The sequence below is a fragment of the Clostridium sp. YIM B02506 genome (assembly GCF_022324845.1).
Classification (GTDB): domain Bacteria; phylum Bacillota; class Clostridia; order Clostridiales; family Clostridiaceae; genus Clostridium_T; species Clostridium_T intestinale.
The window spans coordinates 1-22,785 of record NZ_JAKGTG010000007.1; the positions used below are offsets into that span (position 1 = coordinate 1).

The 22,785-nt window shown below is 29.2% G+C and carries 16 protein-coding genes; 4 read left to right on the forward strand and 12 right to left on the reverse strand.

The annotated features are described in order from the left end of the window. Positions 1 to 79: 79 nt before the first annotated feature. Complete coding sequence (locus L1S49_RS07445; RefSeq protein ID WP_238903328.1) at positions 80 to 712, reverse strand: redox-sensing transcriptional repressor Rex; 633 nt, start codon at positions 710 to 712, stop codon at positions 80 to 82. 329 nt (positions 713 to 1,041) lie between these two features. On the opposite strand from L1S49_RS07445, the gene L1S49_RS07450 reads away from it, so the two are divergent. Further along, positions 1,042 to 1,554, forward strand: a complete 513-nt coding sequence (locus L1S49_RS07450; protein ID WP_238903329.1) for a ferritin — start codon at positions 1,042 to 1,044, stop codon at positions 1,552 to 1,554. A gap of 445 nt (positions 1,555 to 1,999) precedes the next feature. Here L1S49_RS07450 and L1S49_RS07455 read toward each other — a convergent pair whose 3' ends face one another. From L1S49_RS07455 to L1S49_RS07475, 5 genes are all read right to left on the reverse strand, one after another. Then, on the reverse strand, positions 2,000 to 3,712 hold the full coding sequence (locus L1S49_RS07455) for an ABC transporter ATP-binding protein (protein ID WP_238903330.1): 1,713 nt from the start codon (positions 3,710 to 3,712) through the stop codon (positions 2,000 to 2,002). A gap of 100 nt (positions 3,713 to 3,812) precedes the next feature. Continuing rightward, the gene (locus L1S49_RS07460; protein WP_238903331.1) at positions 3,813 to 4,364 is read right to left on the reverse strand and encodes a DUF3867 domain-containing protein; all 552 of its coding nucleotides are present in this window, start codon (positions 4,362 to 4,364) and stop codon (positions 3,813 to 3,815) included. A gap of 81 nt (positions 4,365 to 4,445) precedes the next feature. Further along, positions 4,446 to 4,988, reverse strand: a complete 543-nt coding sequence (locus tag L1S49_RS07465) for a restriction endonuclease (RefSeq protein ID WP_238903332.1) — start codon at positions 4,986 to 4,988, stop codon at positions 4,446 to 4,448. Between the two features lie 10 nt (positions 4,989 to 4,998). Then, positions 4,999 to 5,502: a restriction endonuclease gene (locus L1S49_RS07470; protein ID WP_238903333.1), complete on the reverse strand. Its 504-nt coding sequence runs from the start codon at positions 5,500 to 5,502 to the stop codon at positions 4,999 to 5,001. Next, positions 5,495 to 6,811, reverse strand: a complete 1,317-nt coding sequence (locus tag L1S49_RS07475; protein ID WP_238903334.1) for a hemolysin family protein — start codon at positions 6,809 to 6,811, stop codon at positions 5,495 to 5,497. Before L1S49_RS07475 ends, L1S49_RS07470 begins: the two co-directional genes overlap by 8 nt. Positions 6,812 to 6,931: 120 nt before the next feature. Here L1S49_RS07475 and L1S49_RS07480 point away from each other — a divergent pair, with 120 nt between their 5' ends. Continuing rightward, on the forward strand, positions 6,932 to 7,612 hold the full coding sequence (locus tag L1S49_RS07480) for a DUF554 domain-containing protein (RefSeq protein ID WP_073021551.1): 681 nt from the start codon (positions 6,932 to 6,934) through the stop codon (positions 7,610 to 7,612). A gap of 32 nt (positions 7,613 to 7,644) precedes the next feature. Here the strand turns inward: L1S49_RS07480 and L1S49_RS07485 are convergent, their stop codons facing one another. From L1S49_RS07485 to L1S49_RS07500, 4 genes are all read right to left on the reverse strand, one after another. Next, a complete protein-coding gene (locus tag L1S49_RS07485; RefSeq protein ID WP_073021549.1) occupies positions 7,645 to 7,941 on the reverse strand; it encodes a hypothetical protein in 297 nt (98 codons plus the stop codon). Between the two features lie 101 nt (positions 7,942 to 8,042). Continuing rightward, entirely contained in the window at positions 8,043 to 8,468 is a 426-nt protein-coding gene (locus L1S49_RS23390; protein WP_238903335.1) for a MarR family transcriptional regulator, read from the reverse strand. Positions 8,469 to 8,637: 169 nt separating this feature from the next. Continuing rightward, positions 8,638 to 16,140 (reverse strand): glycoside hydrolase family 3 N-terminal domain-containing protein, encoded by a 7,503-nt coding sequence (locus L1S49_RS07495; protein ID WP_238903336.1) that lies wholly within the window; start codon positions 16,138 to 16,140, stop codon positions 8,638 to 8,640. Positions 16,141 to 16,173: 33 nt separating this feature from the next. After that, positions 16,174 to 17,496 carry an extracellular solute-binding protein gene (locus L1S49_RS07500; protein ID WP_238903337.1) on the reverse strand — a complete coding sequence of 441 codons (1,323 nt, stop codon included), beginning with the start codon at positions 17,494 to 17,496 and terminating at the stop codon, positions 16,174 to 16,176. Between the two features lie 207 nt (positions 17,497 to 17,703). Between L1S49_RS07500 and L1S49_RS07505 the strand changes: the two genes are divergently transcribed. Continuing rightward, complete coding sequence (locus L1S49_RS07505) at positions 17,704 to 19,539, forward strand: sensor histidine kinase (protein ID WP_238903338.1); 1,836 nt, start codon at positions 17,704 to 17,706, stop codon at positions 19,537 to 19,539. 23 nt (positions 19,540 to 19,562) lie between these two features. After that, positions 19,563 to 21,170, forward strand: coding sequence for a response regulator (locus tag L1S49_RS07510; RefSeq protein WP_238903339.1), 1,608 nt, complete (start codon positions 19,563 to 19,565; stop codon positions 21,168 to 21,170). A gap of 60 nt (positions 21,171 to 21,230) precedes the next feature. On the opposite strand, the gene L1S49_RS07515 is transcribed toward L1S49_RS07510, so the two are convergent. Together L1S49_RS07515 and L1S49_RS07520 are read right to left on the reverse strand one after the other, a co-directional pair. Then, on the reverse strand, positions 21,231 to 21,518 hold the full coding sequence (locus L1S49_RS07515) for a putative quinol monooxygenase (protein WP_238903340.1): 288 nt from the start codon (positions 21,516 to 21,518) through the stop codon (positions 21,231 to 21,233). A gap of 73 nt (positions 21,519 to 21,591) precedes the next feature. Continuing rightward, a complete protein-coding gene (locus L1S49_RS07520) occupies positions 21,592 to 22,662 on the reverse strand; it encodes a mannose-1-phosphate guanylyltransferase (protein WP_073021533.1) in 1,071 nt (356 codons plus the stop codon). Positions 22,663 to 22,785 lie beyond the last annotated feature (123 nt).

Consider the following 22,785-nt stretch of genomic DNA (forward strand, 5'->3'; position numbering starts at 1 on the left):
GTTCAATACAGAAATCATCTTTTATGTGCTTAACACTCTTTTTTATATTGTCCTTGACACAGGTGTCAGATTACCCTCTCTATTGCTCTTTTTCATTCAATAAATATATTAATGTAAGTACACTTTCACTTAAGTGAACATTTTCTATTGTTATATCCTCTGGAGCATCTAAATCAATAGGAGCAAAATTCCATATTCCTTTAACTCCGCCTTGAACTAATTTATCACATACCTTTTGAGCATTATTTTTAGGTACACATATTACCCCTATATCAACTATATTATTTTTCAAATACTCAGGCACTCTATCTATATCTTGTATCTCTATGTCTCTTATTTTTATTCCTACAAGTTTAGGATTTGCGTCAAAAATACCAATTATATTAAACCCAAATCTATCAAATCTATAGTTAGCAATTGCCTGACCTATATTACCAGCACCTATTATTATTGTATTATAATCTTTATTTAATCCTAAAATAGAGCTGATTTGAGCATGAAGTTCTCTAACATTGTATCCGTAACCCTGTTGTCCAAAATCACCAAAACAATTCAAATCCTGACGTATTTGTGATGCTGTAAAGCCTATCTTTTCGCTTAATTCTTTTGAACTTATTCTATCTACATCGTTTCTTAGAAGCTCTCCTAAGTATCTATGGTATTTAGGCAATCTTTTTATAACTGCCATTGATATATTTTTTTTCTTCTCCATATTCGCACCTCTTTCAATATTTCTCTATACACTAAATGTCAAACTCTAAACTGTAAAATTCTTATATATTTTTACTCATATTTATATCCTTAAATATAATTATCCTTATATTAATTCTTAACTATACTATTTTATCATAAATACTGCATATTATCCAGTATTGTAAATGTTTAATATATATATTACTATATTAATAATTATATATCAATATCCATATAATAACAAAATTTTTGTTTTAAATTTATATTAATACTACTTTTTTCATAATCATTGAATAATAATTCTTCAAATAGTATAATTTAACTAAAGAATATTTTGGAGGTGTTTTCATGTTAATTGATAAATTACAAGCCGCTTTAAATGAACAAGTAAACTATGAACTTTATTCTTCTTATAGCTACTTAGCTATGTCTGCTTATTGTGAAACTTTAGATTTACCTGGTTTCGCTAATTTTTTCAGAGTTCAAGCCCAAGAAGAACTTTCTCATGCTATGAAGTTCTATGATTACATATTTCAAAAAAATGGAGAAGTTAAACTTAAAACTATTGAACAACCAATTTTAGGTTTTGATAGTGTAATCCATGCTTTTGAAACTGCCTATGAACACGAACAAGGTGTTACAAAAAGAATTTACAATCTAACAGATTTAGCTACAGAAGAAAAAGAACATGCAACTATAAGTTTATTAAAATGGTTTATAGATGAACAAGTTGAAGAGGAAGATACTTTTAACAAGCTTATAAAGAAGTTAAAAAGATCAATAGAAAATCCTGCTGCACTTTATATGCTGGATGATGAGCTTGCTCAAAGAGTGTACACTCCCCCAACTACTACTGTATAAAATTTAATTATTATATAAAAAAATGAGACTTATATATAGCTCAACCCTTGCTATATATAAGTCTCACAATTTTAATTAAGATTCAAACCTAATTGTTGATAATCTAAAACAGGAAATTCCTGTAGCTACTCCCTTATGCCTGAAAGTATTCTCAACCAAATAGATTATATTTAAAATATCATAGTTTGTCAATATAAATCGAATTATGACTTTTAATATTTATCGGCTCTTCTTAATCCCATAATAGTAAAAATGATTCCTAACATTATAATTATAATGCTCATATTAAATAACATAAAAACACCTCTATATTTAATTCATCTAAAGTATATTACTTACATTTATTTTCTTCAATAACTATATATTTAACTATTAAACTTTAAATCTTACTATAACTAGCTATTAAATCAAATACCTTCGTTTTTCTCAATATAGCAGTATTTTTCTATCTTTCTGAAAGACTATATAAAGAAGCATATATTCCATCATTTTTTATTAACTCTTTATGAGTTCCTTTTTCAGCTATTCCCTCTGGAGTTAATACAACAATCTCGTCTGCATTCTTTATCGTTGATAGTCTGTGAGCCACTATTAATGTTGTTCTACCTATTGTTAGTTCTTCTAATGATTTTTGAATTATCATCTCAGTTGTGTTATCAAGTGCAGATGTAGCTTCATCTAAAATAAGTATTTTAGGATTCTTTAAAAACACTCTAGCTATTGATAATCTTTGTTTTTGTCCACCTGAAAGCTTTAATCCTTTTTCTCCAATATAAGTATTATATCCCTCTGGTAAATTTATAATAAACTCATGTATATTAGCTCTTCTAGCAGCCTCAATTACTTCTTCTTCTGAAGCTTCTGGATTTCCATAAAGAATATTTTCTAATATAGTTCCAGTAAATAAGAATACATCTTGCTGAACTATTCCTATATTTTTTCTTAAAGATTCTCTATTAACAGTAGTTATATCTACTCCATCAATCTTAATTATACCTCCGTCTAGTTCATAGAACCTAGGAACTAAGTGACAAAGAGTAGTTTTTCCTCCACCAGATGGCCCAACTAATGCAACTGTTTGTCCTGATTTTATATTTAGATTTAAATCTTGTAATACATGTGTTTCTTCATCATCATATTTAAAACTAACACCTTCAAATTCTATATTTCCGTTTACAGTTCCCATCTCAATAGCTTTTTCAGAATCTTCCTCTTCTTGTTCAGCCATAAGTTCTTGGAATCTTTCAAATCCAGTCATTCCTGATTGTAACTGTTCAACAAAATTTATCAATCTCTTTATCGGATCCATAAAAAGTTTTATATATAATAAATATGCAACATAATCACCAATTGTTATATATCCTTTAAATGTAAAGAACCCGCCTATACTTAATACTATTAGATTAAGTATATCAACAATAAAAAACATTCCAGAATAAAATTCTGCCATAGCTTTATATGCATATTCTCTTGCTTTTCTAAATTTATTATTACCTACTTGAAATTTGTCTATTTCGTATTTGGTATTTGTAAAAGCCCTTGATACTCTTATTCCTGCAATAGAGTTTTCTAACGACGCATTTACATCCCCTATTTCTATTCTAGTTTTCTTAAAAGCATCATTCATTTTAATTCTTTTCTTTATTGCATACCATATTAAAACAGGTATAAATGCAAAAGTTATAAGTGTCAGTGGTATATTTATAGTACATAAAACTATAAATGATCCTATAAGCATTATTAATGATATAAATAAATCCTCTGGACCATGGTGTGCTAATTCTGATATCTCCATTAAATCATTCATTATTCTAGACATTATAACACCAGTTTTATTATTATCAAAATAATTAAATGGAAGCTTTTGTAGATGTTTAAAAATCTTTTTTCTCATGTCGGCTTGCATTCTTACGCCAACTACATGTCCCCAATATTGAATGAAATAGTTTAATACTAATTTTAATGCATATATAAATATTAAGGTTATACTCCAAACAACAAGTAACCTTAAATTTTGATTAGGTACATAATCATTTATTATATTTCTGGTAATCATAGGATAAAACAAATCACATATTGATACTAAAAACGCACAGAACATATCAATAGCAAACAATTTTTTATGTGGCTTATAATATTTTACAAATTCTTTAATCAAAATATCCCTCCTTAGTTAGATAATTTCATCATTCTATTATAGCATTTTGAAAATTTATTGCAAATTTCAACAAAATAAAAAAATAGCTATAAAAGCTATTTTAATAAATGTAATTATTCACATTTTCACATAATGATATATTGAGCTTATCATCTTTTAATATCTTTTTATATGAGCATAAAAATTCGTTTAATTCATTATCTGTTAAATCTATTTTTCCTGAGCTATTAATCATAACTTCATTATTATCTAAATATATTGTGATATCATTTTTACTATTTTTTATAGAATAATTTTGTATACTTTTAGTAGTAAGTCTATTTTTATACTTTTCCTGAAAACCTATTACTTTCCTAGCTTCTTCATAATTTGCTCCATTTAAATCTACTCCCATAGTCTTCATCTGCGCTTCTAGGTTTTCAGCATCAAAACCATATCTTTTCATAATTTCTTTTTGAATATTTACTAACTTTTCCTGAGATATGTTATTTTCAGCAGTATATTTATTAATTTCCTTCATCATATCTGCCATAGTTATTTTACCTTGCGTTAAGTCATAATATAATGAATAAATATATGTTTCAAATTTATCTATATCTTTATCTCTAGCTTTGTTCTTGAGGTCATTAAAGTCTATAATTCTATCATCCATAGCCATTCCTCCAATACTCTGTATACTAACTATTATAATAGATTTTTATGTATAATGGAACTAATTGAAATTTAATAACATTTAATTTAAGCCCTCTATTATATTATATTCCTTATTTGCTTCTGTTTTTAAAATTTCTTCAATATCTACAAAAACGATAGAAAACTTATTTTTATTGCCTTCACTTATCTTAATTGCCTTTGCTTCAACTTTCCCGCAATATACTATTACACCCTCGAATATATTATTTTTTATCATAGCCCCTATAAAATCCAATACCACTTCACTATCAACAGCTTCCTTACTGCATCTTAATAGTACTTTCTTATCTTCTTTTCTACACATAATCTCTTTTACTGTATTTTTATTATTAAGTATTCCAAAGTTCTCATATCCTAGTTCCTTAAAATAACCTTCACAAAATAATATATACTCGTAATCAGTTAATCTATTTATTTCCTTGATATTTAGTCGTTTATTCTTAAGCGATTCTAATCTCTCTTCTTTTCCTCTAATAACTTTTACAATATTAATAAAGTTTTGTAGCAAAATTATTGACTTTAAAGATACTATAACTAATAGCGTTCCATATATAACTCCATAAAAACTATCTAAAATACTCATGACACCCTCCTTAATACCACAATTGTCTTTTTTTATTGCATATAGAATCTCCATCAATTAAACTTATATTAAATTTATCTGATATTGATTTAATATACTCTTTAGATTCGTCATCAAAGGCACTCGATGTTATAAATACTCCTTGAATCAAATTCTTTGATGCCATAAACCCTACCTCTTGCTGTAAGGATTCTACCCCTATCTTACCAGAAGTACTATAGAGCATTTTCATCAAGCCTAATGAAGAGTTTTTTTCGTAAATAAACTTAGTTTCACTTTTATTTTTATTTGCATACTCACGTATGAACTTGTATCCCATTTTATTTACAAGCTCTGTAATCCAATCATAGAATTCATACTCATCTAATTCTTTTAAATCCTCTATAGATATAAAACCATACTCTAAAAAATCTCTGTTAAACTGCTTTTCTTTGTATATGTTAAAATTATTAAGACTTTTCTCTAACAGATTAATTATAAATATAGCAATTAATAAAATAATTATTTTAGTCATTTATTTTCTCCTTTTTCTGAATAGCTAACTTCACTCTCTCTATTCTCTTATCACCTAAAGTATCTACGTTTATTAGTAGATTATCATATTCTATTAAAGTATTTTCTGTTTCTTTAGGTATGTTTCCTAACTTCTCCAACATAAATCCACCAATAGTTTCTGCATATTGAGAAATTATCTCTGTATGTAGTTCTTCATTAATATCTTCTAGTGAACACTTGCCATCTATACTATAGGTATTCGCATCAAGTTTAATAATAGAATTTTCCTCATCATCATATTCATCAGATATATCTCCCATAACCTCTTCTATTATATCTTCTATAGTTACTATTCCCGAAAACCCTCCATACTCATCTATTAAAATAGCCATATGATTTTTACTTGTTTTCAATTCTTTAAACAATTCGTCTATGTTTTTATTCTCTGGTACAAAATAGGCTGGTTTTATAACTTTTCTAATATCTGTACTTTCTATGTCCCCTTTTAACAAATGAGTTAGTATATCTTTTATATTAAGGACACCTATTATATTATCTACATCCTCTTCATATATAGGTATCCTTGAAAATTTTTCATTTATTAACTCATCAATAATTTCTCTAAAATTTTCTTCTGCATTAATCATATATACTTCTGTTCTAGGCATCATTATTTCTCTTGCAACTTTATCATCGAACTCAAATATTCCATCTAACATGTCTCTTTCAGTCTTATTTATAACTCCATGCTCTTCTCCTATATTAATAAGAGACTTTATCTCCTCTTCTGTTACCTTCTCCTCCAAACCTTCTGTGCTTATCCCTAGTATTCTTATTAATAGATTTGTGGATGCCGAAAGAAACTTAACAAATGGCTTAGCTATTTTAGATAAAAATACAATTATATTAATTGAAAACATAGCAACAACTTCAGCCTTTTGCAAAGCTATCCTCTTAGGTAACAGTTCACCTAAAACCAAAGTCAAATATGATATGACTATAGTTGTTAGTATTAATGCTATTTGTTGACTATAGGGAATATTATAATAGCTTAATTTATTAGCAAAATTATTAGAAATGCCAGTAGCTGCTGAAGCACTAGCAAAAAATCCAGCTAATGTAATTCCAACTTGTATAGTAGCTAAAAAATTACTTGGTTCATCTAGTAGTTTTATTAATGCTTCTGCTTTTTTATTTCCTTCAGCTGCTAACATATTTATTTTATTTTTATTTAAAGAAACTATTGCCATTTCTGAGGCAGCAAAAAAGGCATTTATACACACTAATATCAAAATTATAATAATACTGCTTAACGAATTTTCTTCCATTAAAAACACTCCCTCATAATTGCATTTTACTATTTTAAGTATTGAACTATTTAGGCTTTGTTATTCAATATTATCGATTAATGTTATAATATTTATGTTAATAAGAAAGGGGCTTTAAAAATGTTAGGAACTATAGTTAATTTTTTTACTATTTTTGTTGGTGGAATAATTGGGGTGTTATTAAAAGGTGGACTACCTAAGAGATTTACCGATACTATTATGAGCGGTGTAGCTTTATGTGTAATATACATAGGTATTTCAGGCACTTTAAAAGGGGAGAATATGTTACTAATTGTAATTTCTATAGCCATTGGTTCATTACTTGGTGAATTAATAAATATTGATGAGAAATTAATTCTTTTAGGTAACTTCATAGAAAATAAAGCTAAGAGTTTTTCTAAAGATACGTCTATATCATTAGGTTTTGTCACTGCTAGTTTATTATTTTGCGTTGGAGCTATGGCAGTTGTTGGTTCACTTGAAAGCGGACTTTTAGGCAAATATGATATTTTGTTTACAAAATCAATTTTAGATGGGGTTACATCGTTAATTCTTTCTTCTACCTTAGGTATAGGTGTTATATTATCTGCTTTTAGCGTATTAGTTTATCAAGGTCTTATCACTCTAGCAGCATCATTACTGCAAAATATTTTAACTACCCCTATTGTAAATGAAATGAGCGCTGTGGGTAGTCTTTTAATCATTGGGATTGGGCTAAACATGTTAGGAATTACAAAAATCAAGGTAGCTAATATGTTACCTGCTATATTTATACCTATCATCTATGGGTTATTCTTTTAAAATTAAAAGCGAGCTATATTAGCCCGCTTTTATTATAATCCTAAAAGTTTAAGTATATTATCTATTCTTCTTAATCCAAAATCTACTGGTTTTATGTCTAAATATTTTACGCCTCTTTTGCTTAAATCCTCTTTTACCTTTGCTTGTACTAATATCATTTCTGGTGACATCAAAACCACATCTACACCGTCTAGCACGTCAACATATTCATTTTCATCAGCGAATACCCATTCAAATGGCAGATTATTATTTTCTCTATAAGCTTCTGCATCCTTTTTAAATGCCTTAGATTGTCCTGTTTTTTTGCACATTACTAATACTTTATTCATTTAAATCATCCCTTCTTGCTACTAAAATTATAAAAATATTTTACCCACTACTATTTTATCACTTATAATAACATTTACAAAGAGTTCCTGAATATTTTTTATTATTCTATTGAAATTATTAATTTCTTAACAATATCCTCAATAGATTGTCTTTCTTCTATAGTAATAATATTATTTTCAGCTTCACTTTCATTGTATATTTTTATAAACAAAGCCTCGTTTTCTCTTCCTTTATTACTTAACATCATGTAGCACATTCTTTTATCTGATTCCGAATATTTTTTTTCAATTAAATCATATCTTATAAGCTTATTTACTAACTGAGTTACTGTCGACTTATCTTTATTTATAAAAGAAGCTATCTCTTTCATACAAAGTCGTTTTTCTTTAGAAAATATTATTCCAATTAATATAGCAAAATGTGATGCTCCTAATCCAATAAAATTTTCTTGTTTTAATTTGTTTTCTATAGAATTATTATATTTGTCCAAGAATTTACTAAATAAAACACTTATTTCTCTATACACTACGCAACCCTCATATCTATATGTATTTATTTTCCTATAATACTATTATCGTACATGTAGTAGAAACTTTAGCGTAAAAATTAGCTATTACACCAACATTAAATAGCTAGTGTAATAGCCTCACATTATTTTATCAGCAATTAATTAAATATCTTAGGTTTTATTGTTTTTAATAATTTTCTTTTCTCTTTCTCTTGATAACAAATATCCCAGCCAATGTTGCCATCATTCCCAAAGCTAATAATCCATTCATGTCAAGGGTACCACCTGTTTGAGGAAGTACTTCACCATTATTACTATTGCTAGCCTTTTCAGCTACTATGAATTTTGAGAAGTGTGAAGTTGTAAATATAACTTTATTTCCATCAATCTTAGTATCCATAACTTCAAACTTGTTTGTTTCTTCATTATAATAGAATACAGCTAACTTTGATTTATCTAATCCCTTTAATTCTTCATCTGTTAATGTTATTGTTATCTCTGCAATCCCATCTTTAAAGTTATGCACTTCCAAAATACTATCTCCATTGACTATGGATAGGCTGAAGTTAAATACTTTCTTTAGCCCTTTGATGTTTTTAGTTAAATCATTACTATCTTCTATAGAAGTTTTAAATATAACTTTTGATCCATCCGTAAGAAGGCTTCTATCTATTAAGGTAAATGGTAAACTTATATTTACCTTATCGCTCTTTATTTCTAAACTTCCTTTACCATTTCTTATTGCTTCTATATCCGTTATTTCTACTATAACATCTTTGCCTTCATTTTTAACTTCCACAACATTTTTACCATCTTTGTTGCTTATCTTAGAAATTTCAACAACCATATTTCCATTTTCATCTATTATGATTGTTACAGGTTGTTTTACTGGATTTTCCGGATTTGTTGGGTTGCCTGGATCTGGATTTCCTGGCTCCTCTGGATCTGTTGGGTTGCCTGGATCTGGATTTCCTGGTTCTTCTGGATCTGTTGGTTCTGCTGACTTTTCTACTTTAACAGATCTTTCAAGAGTTACTACATTACCATCTTTATCTACTATTTTATATACTACTTTATATTCTCCAGCTTTTGATGTATCTACATTATTTGATAAAATTTCTATAGTAGAAGTTAAATCTTCCCCGTCTATATCATAAGCCTTAACATCTTTAAGTGGATCGAAAATTTCTCCAACCTTTATTGTAATGTTTCCTGCTTCAATAAACCCTTTATCAAGAACTCTAACTATAAATATTCTTTCTGATTTATTTCCTGCATTATCCACAGCCTCAACTTTTACTCTAAACACACCATTTTTTGACGTATCTACAACGTGAGTAACTACAGCCTTTGAAGTAATATCTCCATCTTTATTATCAGTAACTTTTAATCCTAAATCGGCTATTGGATCAAATTTAGATCCTAAAGCTATTATAGCATTGTGTCCTTCGATAACTGGTGCTGTACCATCTTCTCTTATTGTAAGTTTAAATATTTTTTCAGTTTTGTTACCAGATTCATCAGTAACTGATGCTGTAACCACATATTCTCCAACTGTATCATACTTAACTTTACTATCATCTATTATAACTTTAGAAGTTATATTTCCATCCATATCATCAATGGCTACAATCGATAATACTTTTAGTAAATCTACAGTTTTACCTTTTTCTATAGCTGCATCCTTACCTGTTAATTCTGGTGCTCCACTGTCCTTTACTGGTTCAAAAGTAACTGATCTATAATTATATCCATCACCATCTACATAAACTCTAATAGTTTGTACACCTTTTTCAAGAGATACATACATGGAAGTTGTTGTGTCAACAAATTTACCCCAGTCTCCTGTTGAGCTTAATGGCAATCTTCCTAATTCTTTACCTTCGCCAGTTTGTATAACAGCTACTGCTCCACCAACGTTTGTTGCATAATTAAGGTTTACCTTATACTTTCCTGCTTCTGCTACATTTACTGAATAGTCAAGATAAGTTCCTGCTACAGTACATCCAATATTCTTTATATTATTCTTAGTTTCAATAGCATATCCCTTATCCTTAGATGCACTATAGAAACTATCAGCTAAAATAGTAGATTTTTCTCCTAGAGTTCCACTAATAACTTTAGGTTGTGCTTTTTTCTCAATTTTAATTGAGCTTAATGTGAATCCTGGGTTTACAGCTTCAAATCTCAAAGTTTGAAGTCCAGACTCTAAAGTTATAGTATCCTTAAATTCATTTGTTCCTCCCCAGAAATTACCCATACTATAAGTTACTAGATTGCCTGCAATATTAGTTCCCATTCCTTGACTCACTTTTATCGCATTAGTTACTCCGCCATTATTATTGGCTGTGTAAGTTAATGTATAAGCCCCAGCATCTTTTACATCTAGATAATAATCCACTCTATTTCCTGCAACTACATTTGCTGCTAAAGAACCTTTTGTCCTATATGCATTAGTTTCAGTTAAAGTCACTGCAGTATTTTCTATTACATTTGCTGTAGGTAATTGAGTTCCCTTTTCACATGTAATGTCTGTAGTTAATGCATTATTGCCTGTAGAATCTGTATAAGCCTCAACTGGTACACTTACTGTTAAAATTAAATCTTCATAATAAGTTTTCCAGTCTTTTAATGTAACTTTTACATGAGTTGGATCCACATATTGAACTGAATCTAATTTAACATATCCGCTAGAGATTATATCTCCTGATAACGTAATGGTATTTACTTTATCCTGTACAAAAGTTCCACCATTTAAAGTAATAATTAATTCTTTTGCTTTAAGTTCTATCTTATTAATCGATGATAAAGATTCACCGTCGTTATTAGCAACTATAACAAAATCATCAGTTATGCTATAAGTTTTAGATTCTCCACCTACTAATTCTTTAGCTGACATTGAAACTGTAACAGTTTTATCTAAATCAAAATCAACAGTTCTTTCACCTAAAAGAGTTATTTTTGCATGAGTTGCATCTATCCGCTCTACGTCAAAATCTACTCCTGATGGAAGATTAGATATATTCCAATTGCTCTTATCTAAACTAGCTACAAAACTTGCATCTGTAAGATTAACTTTTATTTCTTTTCCATTTAAAGAATTTTCAGTAATTGTATTTTCTTCTAATTCAATTACTGGCCCTATAGAAAACCAATTAAGATCAAACCCTACTTTATTTACTAATTTAATTATCTGTTCCCCTTCTGTAAGACTTATACTTACAGTTTGAGTTTGCCAGTTATTCCATCCACCAGTAGTATTTAATTTAATATCATTACCTATCTTATTGCCATTTGAATATACTTCAAATGTAGGTTTTTCATTACCTGATGTAATATTTAAATTAAAACTATATTCTCCGGCTTCTTGAACATTAACTTTGTATTCCACAAAATCATTAGGATCAAAATATCCTACATGTCCATTTTCTATTACAACACCTTGTGAATTTACAACATTCTCAGCTTCAATCTTTCCTGGTAAAGATTGTACTTCCTTAACTTTTTCAAATTTAATATTTCTAATATTAAATTCTCCATCTATTTTAAGTCTTATTTTCTGAATTCCTGTTTTCTCAAATTTAATTAAATTTTGAGCTACAGAATAAACATTCCAATCATTATTCCATGATGTTTGAGCTACCTTTACAGTTGATAAGGTTTTTGTTCCATCTTCTGAAGAAACTACAATACTCTTATCTCCACCATATGGATTTGCCACCTCGAAAGAAACATTATACGATCCAGCTTCTTTGACATCAAGTAAATAATCTATAAAAGTATTTTCTTTAAGGTACCCAATATGATCTCCTTCTATTTTTACATTATCAGTTGCCTTAATAAAGTTTGTTGAACTAAATTTTCCTGAAACAGAATTAATTTTTGAAACGTCTACTGGATTCCATATATAGGTTGCAACATTTTTAGCTGGTATTACATCACCTATTTGAACTCCTTCACTTAACGCTTTAAACTTTTGAGCTTTATCAGTTTGATTAATAACAATCATAGCAATTGATCCATCTGGATTCTTAAATGCTACATTTGTAACAGTATCTGCTGATCCATAGTTAGTATCAATTCTTACAGCACCAGGTCTTATAAACTTAGAGAATTGACCAGAAATATAATATTCTGGAGTTGCCCAATAATTTTCTCTATCATTAGCATCTTGTACCCACATAGTTGGATCTGGAGTTCCTGTCCATTGTTCAGGAGCTATATTACTATCTAACATGGTAACCCATGAAGTATAAGTTTCAGCATAGTTTCTAAAATATTGAGCTATTCTATCAGCACCTTTAGTTCCCCATACCGATCTTTCTGTTAAATTCATTGATTTACTTGGAAATAGGTTGTGAACTTGAGTCATTGCTGTTGGCTCTCCACCATAATCATGGAATGCAACACCATCAACAGCAGCAAACCCTTGTAAATCATTTAATATAGGAGATACATAACTTACTGCACTACTAAAGTTATGGTCAAATGCCCAAACCTTAGGATCTATATTTTTTGCTTTAAGAACACTACTCTTTGCAACTTCAGCTTTAATAGCTATAGCTAACTTTCTTTCTTGTTCTGAAGTCATTTTACAGCTTGGATAGTTAATTTCTAATTCTGGTTCATTTTGAAGAGTCATAGCATACATAGGTATTCCTAACTTCGCATACTCTTCCATAAATCTTATATAATATTTAGCAAGATCATCTATATAATCATCATTTAATGCACCACCTTTTAAAAGTTTTGCATTATTTTCATAGCTTTTACTGCTTGATGTTTGAACCTTCATCCACCCTGGAGGTGTCCAAGAAGAAGCAAATATTTTAACATCTGGGTTTATAGCTAAAGATTCTTTTATTGTTTCTACTATCTTATAATCTATATCTTTTTGAATTGAGAATCCTTTACCAGTTTTATTATACCAATCTGGATTGCTCGGATCTTGAATATTGTCATAATAAGTGTAGAATTCTTGTCCAGTGAAGTCAGCTGTTCCTATAGTAACTCTTAATAAACTCATTCCTGCTCCATTTTCTGGATCTAAAAGTTTAGTTAAAAATTCAGTTCTTTTTTCTTTAGACATTTTAGCTAAGTTATTAACTGTAGATTCTTCCATAGATGTTCCCATACCTACAAATGTTTGATATTCTTTTGAAGTATCAACAGTTATAGTTGTAGCTTCTTGACCATCAGGTGAAGTAATATCTAAATTATCTTTTTGACTAAGTGTATTTGATATTTCCTTTGGAGAATCATACCAACTCATACTACCTGATTGCTCAGATGAACTCATATATACTTCAACAGCACCATCTTCAATAACTTGTCCTTGAGGATTATAAATCACATCGTCATCATCTGGAACTTCTGGCGCCTCATAGTCACCTATTTTAGTAAAGCTCATCCAATTGAAATTGAAGTTACCACTTCCAGCTCTAAATCTTAATGTCTGCTTCCCTGCTTTAAGGTTAGCTATGCCTTTTACAGTTTGCCAATTCTGCCATCCCGTTGTATCAGGCACGCTAGTCTTTGTTAATAATGTTGATCCTAGTAATAATTCAATACCTCCTGTTGACCCACCAGGACTTGCAACTCTAAATTCAACTTCATATTTAGCATCTTCAGCAACATTTACATAATAATCTAACCAATCTCCAGCATCAGTATAACCTGCATTTTGTCCACCGCCAGCATCGCTGGTAGTTTCAAACTGGAAACCACTTTGGGTTGAATAAGCTTCTGTTTCTACTTTTCCTGGTACTGCAATAGAAGGTTTATCTTGCTTCTCTGGTTTTGCTGGTAATTCTTTATTTTCACCTTTTTTAAGTCCAAAACCATAATTGAATAATGCTCTTCCATCTTCATGTTTTGAAGTTATATCTTCTGCATACCATGGCCATGTCATAGTAAGCTTTCCTGTAAAATCATAGTTACCAAATAACACATCAGCTACTCCTTGACCTTCAGTCCCTGGTAACCATGCTTCAACTAAACCGTCAAAATCTTCTACTTGATCAGCTATAGTAATAGGTCTTCCTGTTACTAAAACTGCAACTACTGGTAAATCAGGATTAGTTTCTTTTATATTTTTTAGTGTTAATAAATCATCTGCATCTAATGTCAGCTTATCTGGAGTTCTATCTCCATCTGTTTCTGCATAAGGTGTTTCCCCTATAACAACTATTGCTACATCATTTTCAGCTGATGCTCTACCACGTTTGTTATAACTTACCTTAACATCTGAGCCCACAGATTCTTGTATACCTTTAAGTATAGTTGTTCCTGGAGTAATATTACCTGTGCTTCCTTGCCAAGTTATAGTCCATCCACCACTTTGTATTCCTATATCATCTGCACTTTTTCCAGCTACAAGAATATTTTTCTTATTCTTCAACTGACCAACTATATCGTTATCATTTTTGAGTAAAACTAATGATTCTCTAACAGCTTGTCTTGCTATTTCTCTATTTTCTAATGAACCAACAGTACTTAATAAGTCTCTTTGAGCATATGGATCTTCGAAAAGCCCCATTTCAAACTTAACTGTTAGTATTCTTGTTACAGCATCATCTATTCTAGTTTCCGATACTTTACCCTCTTTTACTAAAGCAGTTAGATCAGTTATAAAGTTCTTCCATTCATTAGGTTCCATAGCCATATCAACACCTGCGTTTATAGCTACAGCTATCTTATCTTTCTGACTACTTATACCATTTCCTGTTATTTGTTTAATACCCTCATAATCAGATACGACAATACCTTTAAACCCTAAATCTTGCTTTAATACTTTAGTAATTAAATCAGCATTACCATGACACTTTACTCCATTTATACTATTGTAAGATACCATTACAGATCTTACTCCTGCATTAACTGCTGCTTGATATGGAGGAAGTAATTCTTCTTTTAATACTTTTTGGAATTCTTCTTCACTCATTACAACATTACCTTGATTAGTTCCGTTTTCTGTTATCCCTTCACCAATATAATGTTTAGCAGTAGCAATAACCTTATCATCCCTCTTAAGAGTTCTAGCAGGATTTTCTCCTTGGAGACCCTTAATATAAGCTTCACCCATCTTAGCTACTAATTCTGTATTTTCTCCGAATGCCTCATAGGTTCTCCCCCATCTTTCATTATGAGGTATACCTAAAGTTGGAGCAAAAGTCCAGTTTACTCCAGTTGCTCTTACTTCTTCAGCAACTGCTTGACCTACTTTTTCTACTAATTTTTCATTTCCTGTTGCACCTAACCCTATGTTATGTGGAAATATTGTTGCGCCATAAACATTATTATGTCCGTGCACCGCGTCTACTCCATACAAAATAGGAATTCTTAGTTCAGTAGATACAGCTGCCCTTTGATAATCATCAATCATGTCAGCCCATCCTTCAGCAGTATTATTAGATGGTAATGATCCTCCTCCACTTAACACTGAACCTAATTGATACTTCTTTAAATCCTCTGCTGTAGTAGTTTTTCTTTCCGATTGCACCATCTGAGCTACCTTTTGCTCTAGTGTCATTCTTCCAAGCAAATCTTTAACCCTATCTTCTACTGATGCTCTTGAATTAAGGTAAGTTGGCACATTTCCCTCAGCGGCACCTGCTGGAAAAATATTTCCTAAAAGCATTGTAGTTGTAAAAGTTGTGGTTACGAATCTGGATAACCATTTCTTTAACATTATATAGATTTCCCCCTTCAATTAATTTATTTTTCATGACTCACTTTTTTCTTTAGCTATTTCTTTATCAACTTCCAAAAGAAAATCCTCTATATTTTTTCCACCTAAGGCTAATTGGTAGCTTAAATCTTCAATGGAAGCCTTAAAATTTGGAGTTAAGCTATCATACCAAGGAGTTCCACTTTGAGATTCAGCATTATTAAGAATATTAACTATTTGTTTTTGTAATACACTTTCATTCTTATATCTGTTATCTTCATTTTTTTGTGCTGGAACTATAAGTCCATTTTCCCAACCCATTTTGGACCAGTTTTCTGGCTTCATCATATACTCCAATAACTTAATAGCCTCATCCTTCACTTCAGATTTTGATGAAACAGCATATCCACCTCCATTCCAAGCTACTAAACCTCCCCCATTACTTAATGGTAGATTTGTAACTCTAATATTTTGTTTGAATCTATCTGAAAGGGTAGGATTATTTTCCATTCCTACTTCCCAGGATCCCATATAGTACATTGCTGCCTTTTCTTGAGTAAATAAATTCATTGAAGCATTAAAATCTTCCTGAGATATCATTTCTTCTTTTCCATTAACTTCAATAAGCTTTTTTAAATCTTCAGCAGCCTTTTTTAAAACAACATTTTCAGAAAACTTTATATCTCCTTTTATCGCGTTATATATAAGATTTTGGTCTCCTCCCTCCATTAAAACTAAATTTTGATATAAAAGTGCTAAAGGCCATTTATCTTTAGCATTTATAGAAATAGGTATTATTCCTATTTTGTTAAGCTTATTACATACTTCTATTAACTCTCCAAAAGTATTAGGTACATCAATAGCATACTTTTCAAATAGCGCTTTATTATAATATAAAACCATATAATCACTGCTTTTTGGTACTCCATAAAGCTTTCTATTCAAAGTAAAACCCTTCAATGACTCTTCCATGAAACCAGTCTCTTTAAAACTATCCTTATTAAGTTCTGCTGCATAGCCACCTTTCATAATTGGGCTAAAAAAAGATGGTTGTCCCCAAGTAAAAAATATATCTGGCAAATCGTTACTTATGGCATAAGCTTTAAATCTCTGTTTATAAGGTTCATCCTGATAAGCTTCCACCTCAATAGTTACATTTTTATTCTCTTCCATGTATTTATCAATAAGTAGCTGCTCTAGCTTCCCTTGACCTGACCATCTCTCTGGCAAATTTGATAAAAATTTTATCGTTATGTTTTCTTTTCCCGAATTTTGCTCTTCAATACTGTAATTTGATCCCATGGAACACCCCCATAGATAAATAGGTATTAAGAACATAAAAACTACTTTAATTAGATAAGATTTTATTTTTTTCATTATTCTATCTCCAGTTAAAATATAACTTATTGCTTTGTAATAATCTTCTATAAATAAATTATATAAACCTTTACAAAGTTTTCATAGTATACAAATTTAATAAATAGGGTCATTTTTTCAGATGTTTCTAATAGTGGCTTTAAGCAAATTGAAATAATATTTCTTTTAATGTAGAATAAAGATATCCTACTATTTGGAGGTAGACATATGCAAAATTACTCACCTTTATACCATAAACTTAATGTGAAGTATATGAATTTAAGCATAAAAAATAAGATCTTGATTTTCTTTATTGCTATAATCATATTTATATCTACAATACTTGGTTTATACTCATATATGATTTCTTCAAAGTCGCTTAAAGATGAAGTTACCTCCATAAATGTTAAAGATATTAAGCAAATCAGTAGTAGCATCAATTTTTTACAGCAAGATGTAATCGATTTATCGACTTTTATATGCTTAAACCCATTGGTTCAATCTTTTACTAACTCCAAAGATTCATCCATAGAATATCAGAACTTTACTAAATACGGTCTTGAACCACTAAATATCCTATTAGCATCTAAAGATTATATAAGTTTTATGTCTATATATGGAAATGAAGGATCTAAATATTATCTAAGTAAAGATGGTAGCAATGGTGCTTACTCTTATGAAAAAATAAAAGAAAGTGCAATATATTCAAAGATAAAAGAACTTAAAGGTTCTCCATTATGGATTAATTTAGATGATGAAAACAATGTTTTTATAGCTGATAATAAAAATCCTAAAATAGCTATGGTTCGTTCAATTATAGATACTAACACCTTAGAAGAATCTGGACTTATGTTGATTTGTATAAACACTTCATTTATACAAAATCTTTACTCCACTGATTTTAATACAAAAAATAGTGGTATTTTTTTGCTTGATAATTATAATAAAATAATTACTCAAAGTGATGCAGAGAATATACTTCATAATGGTGAAAATATACAATCAATAATTCCTTATATACACGATAAAAAAAGCTACAACACAATCTGGATAAATGGAGAAAAATATTTAACAACATTTAGTAAAGTTTCTAAAAGCGATTGGACTATTGTATCTATGACAAGAGAAAGTACCTTGTTTCATAACTTAAGATCTATAATGTTTATAACTTTAGCTGTAATTATTAGCTGCTTCGTAATGTCATTTTTAATATCAATTTTCCTTTCTTCAAAAGTTACACAACCCATTAATCAGCTGCTTTCTTCTATGAAAAAAGCTAAAGAAGGTAACTTTAGAGAAAAAGTAAACTTTAAATATACTGATGAACTTGGAATGTTGGTATACGAATATAATGACATGATAGACAATATAAAGACTCTTATAGATAAAGTGTACAAACTTCAATTAAAAGAAAAAGAGGCCGAGCTTAAAGCTCTCCAGGCACAAATAAATCCACATTTTCTTTATAACACCTTAGATATGATTTTTTGGAAGGCAGAAAAAAGTAACCAGCAAGAAATAAGTGACATGATTTATGCTCTTTCTCATCTTTTTAGAATTACTCTAAGTAAAGGAAATGAGTTTATACCTGTAAAATCTGAAAAAGATTTTATAGAACACTATTTACTACTTCAAAGTAAAAGATATAGAGGTAAATTAATCTATGATATAGATATAAGTGATGACATATCAAACTACCTTATACCAAAGTTAATTATTCAGCCATTTGTAGAAAATTCTATAATTCATGGTACCGAAACTGATAATGATCTCAGTATAATTAAGATAGCTGGATGCTTATCAAATAACTACTTAGATTTTACAATTGAGGACAACGGCAAAGGAATAGATGAAAAAACTATTAACACATTAATAAATTCTTCTATAAATCAGGATAGAAATATCCCTAACTTCCAAAAAGGATATGCAATAGGTAACGTAAATCAGCGCCTATCTCTTTACTACAACGACGATTATAAATTAAATATAGTAAGTTGTATAAATGAGGGTACAAAAGTAAAATTATCGATTCCAATATCCCCTCACAAAATTGATACTAACTAATTGTTTATGGAGGTACTCTTAATATGTACAAATTATTTTTAGTTGATGATGAAATTGATTTAATTGAAGGTATTAGATCATCAATCGATTGGACTTCTTATGATATAGAAATTTGTGGTGAAGCAGATAACGGAATTACAGCTTTAGAAAAAATACTTTTACTTAATCCAGATATAATAATAATGGATATAAGAATGCCTAAAATGAATGGTCTTGAGCTTCTCCAAAATATAACTTCACATAAATTAAAGTCTAAATGTATAATACTAAGTGGCTATGATGATTTTTCTTATGCTAAGAAAGCTATAGAATTAAACGCTTCCAATTATTTATTAAAACCCTGTAGGCCTAAAGACATATTAGAGTCTGTTTTAGATATCATAAAGGTTATAGAAAAGGAAAATATAAAAGAAGATCTACTAAAAAAATATCAAATAGAATTTAATGAAAATCTACCTACTATTAAAGAAAACTTTTTAAAAACAATACTTAAAAACCCTATTGGAGATAGCTACGATATATTAAATAAATTTGAATCTTTTAATATAAATCTTAGAAACAGTAATTTAGTTGTAAATATAATAACACTAGATTACTCTACAGTCCTCCATGAACTTTATAGCGATGTTGATATTTATAATATAAAAATCTCAATAAAAAATTTTATAAAGCTCTGTATGAATGAGTTGAATTTTTATGAAGTATTAGAAGATGAAGATGATATAATACTTGTGATTTCATTGGATAAAAAAGAGGATTTTAATAGCTACCTATTAGAGGTATTAATTAATATAAAAAATTCTATAAAATTAAGCTTAGGATTTTCAGTTACAATTGCTGTCGGTAGCTTAGTAGACTCACTTACTAATATTAATGAATCTTATAGCTCAGCAAATATTGCAATTGGCTCTAAATTCTTTTTAGGAGATGACAGATTAATTACTCCAGATGATATTAATATCATTGATTATAAACCTAACTCCTATCCTGTAAATGAAGAATTAGAAATAATAAACTCACTAAGGATCTTAGATGAAAGTTCACTTAAAGAAAGTATAGAGAGATTTTACACTTATCTATTCTCAAATGGAACTCCTTCTAAAAGTCATATGAAAAGTGCAACTCTTTCTTTATTAGGAAGTGTTTATAAATTTTGCATAGAGAGTGATATTGATATAAATTCATCTTCTAATAGAGAACTTTCTGCCTTTGATAAAATACTCCAGTGTTCAACCCTTTCAGAAATTAAAGACCAGATTAGACTTATATTAAATAGTATATTCTATAAAATTAATGATATAGAAAAGCACAACTCTTTAGTTAAAATAGCTGTTAATTACATTACACAAAATTATAATAAAGATATATCTTTAGAGAGCATATCAAAACAAATATATATAACCCCAGGCTACTTAAGCCAACTATTTAAGCAAGAAATAGGAATAAACTTCTTAGAATTTGTTAATAAATATCGTATAGAAAAATCAAAAGAATTCTTAAAAGATAAGACATTAAAAAATTATGAAATCGCAACACTTGTAGGATATAGCAATGAAAAACATTTTTCTAAGACCTTTAAGAAATACACTGGTTTAACCCCAACAAAATATAAAGATAGTATAAATAGTTAACTTTTTTATAAAATAAGCTGTATAGAACTTTAATTAGTTTATACAGCTTAAATATTAAAATTATAAAATTTGTTTATATATATTAATGTCTCCCTCTTCCTCACGGAATTGTCCAAGCATAGGAACGTATTTAACAAAATGTTTTGACTCCATATGTCTTTTTAATGCTTCTTCATCTTTCCATTCTTCTATAAAAGTCAACGTACTAGGGTCATTTATATCTTGAAATAAATCATAGGATATGCAACCATCTTCCTTTCTTGTTTCATCAATTAAAAACTTAACTAATTCCTTATATTTTTCTAACTCATTTGTTTTAACTTTACTTTTAGCAACTACCTTAACCATTTATAATCTCCCTTTCTATGTCATTTTCTTTATTTTAACATAAAAGGTTGTGGATATAAAATCCACAACCAAATTATAAATAATCCTTTAAATTATCTTCTTTACCAATTGTATTCAATAAATGCTTTATTTCTTGATCTCTGTTTTTATCCATTACTAGAAGTACATCTCCAGCATCTACTACTACTAAATCCTTGATACCAAAACCTATTATAAGTTTATTTTCATTTCCAAAAACAGAGCAGTTTTCACATTCTTCTAGAAATACACCATGACTTACAGCATTACCACCATTTTTATTTAAAAATCTGCTAAGTGCACCAAAACTGCCTATATCGTCCCAAAAAAAATCTCCCTTTATAACATAGGCTTTTCTAGTCTTTTGCATTACTCCAAAATCTATAGATATTCCGTCAATAAGCCTATATTGCTCGGTAATTACGTCTTCTTCATTTTCTTCACCTATATTTTTATAAATCTCCATTAATGACTTATACATTTTAGGTAAATATTTTTCTATTTCTCTCAATATAGTATCTGCTCTAAAGATAAACATACCGGAGTTCCATAAATAAGTTCCTTTTAATAAAAAATCCTTAGCAACTTCTACATTTGGTTTTTCTGTAAATCTTGCAACCCTATAACTTGCAAAGTTTCCTATAATTCTTTCTCCCATTTCTATATACCCATAGCCAGTTTCTGGTCTTGTGGGAGATATTCCTAGAGTTATTATCCCTCTTCTTCTTTCTGCTATTTCAACAGCTTGTTTTAAAGTCTCTAAATAACTCTTCTCATCCCCTATATAATGGTCCGATGGAAGAACTATCATTACTGCATCTTTATCTTTTTTAAGGAGTTTAATTGCAGACAGCCCTATACAAGTTGCAGTTTCCTTATTCTCTGGTTCTGTGAATATATTGTCTTCCTTGATATCATTTAATTCCTCTATAACTTTTTCTCTATATTCTTTATTTGTAACGATATAAATATTCTCTTTATCTACAATAGGTGATATCCTATCCACAGTATTTAACAAAAAGCTTTTATTATTAGTTAACTTTAAGAATTGTTTTGGATTACTCCCTCTTGAAAGTGGATAAAGCCTTGTTCCTTTTCCTCCGGCTAATATTAGTGAATATAACAATGCCTTCACTCCATAAATTGCTATATAACATTTTATGATATTTCCATATTTTATGTGCTTGCTATGAACTTTATATATTTTATAGAATTTATTTAAATTTTATTAAATTTATAATTAAATTCA

Coding starts and splice junctions, on each gene's coding strand:
- L1S49_RS07485 (WP_073021549.1), bottom strand. CDS start 7,941: ATGAATAAAGTATTAGTAATGTGCAAAAAAACAGGACAATCTAAGGCA.
- L1S49_RS07450 (WP_238903329.1), top strand. CDS start 1,042: ATGTTAATTGATAAATTACAAGCCGCTTTAAATGAACAAGTAAACTAT.
- L1S49_RS07445 (WP_238903328.1), bottom strand. CDS start 712: ATGGAGAAGAAAAAAAATATATCAATGGCAGTTATAAAAAGATTGCCT.
- L1S49_RS07515 (WP_238903340.1), bottom strand. CDS start 21,518: ATGGTTAAGGTAGTTGCTAAAAGTAAAGTTAAAACAAATGAGTTAGAA.
- L1S49_RS07495 (WP_238903336.1), bottom strand. CDS start 16,140: ATGTTAAAGAAATGGTTATCCAGATTCGTAACCACAACTTTTACAACT.
- L1S49_RS07465 (WP_238903332.1), bottom strand. CDS start 4,988: ATGAGTATTTTAGATAGTTTTTATGGAGTTATATATGGAACGCTATTA.
- L1S49_RS07505 (WP_238903338.1), top strand. CDS start 17,704: ATGCAAAATTACTCACCTTTATACCATAAACTTAATGTGAAGTATATG.
- L1S49_RS07480 (WP_073021551.1), top strand. CDS start 6,932: ATGTTAGGAACTATAGTTAATTTTTTTACTATTTTTGTTGGTGGAATA.
- L1S49_RS07500 (WP_238903337.1), bottom strand. CDS start 17,496: ATGAAAAAAATAAAATCTTATCTAATTAAAGTAGTTTTTATGTTCTTA.
- L1S49_RS07470 (WP_238903333.1), bottom strand. CDS start 5,502: ATGACTAAAATAATTATTTTATTAATTGCTATATTTATAATTAATCTG.
- L1S49_RS07460 (WP_238903331.1), bottom strand. CDS start 4,364: ATGGATGATAGAATTATAGACTTTAATGACCTCAAGAACAAAGCTAGA.
- L1S49_RS07510 (WP_238903339.1), top strand. CDS start 19,563: ATGTACAAATTATTTTTAGTTGATGATGAAATTGATTTAATTGAAGGT.
- L1S49_RS07475 (WP_238903334.1), bottom strand. CDS start 6,811: ATGGAAGAAAATTCGTTAAGCAGTATTATTATAATTTTGATATTAGTG.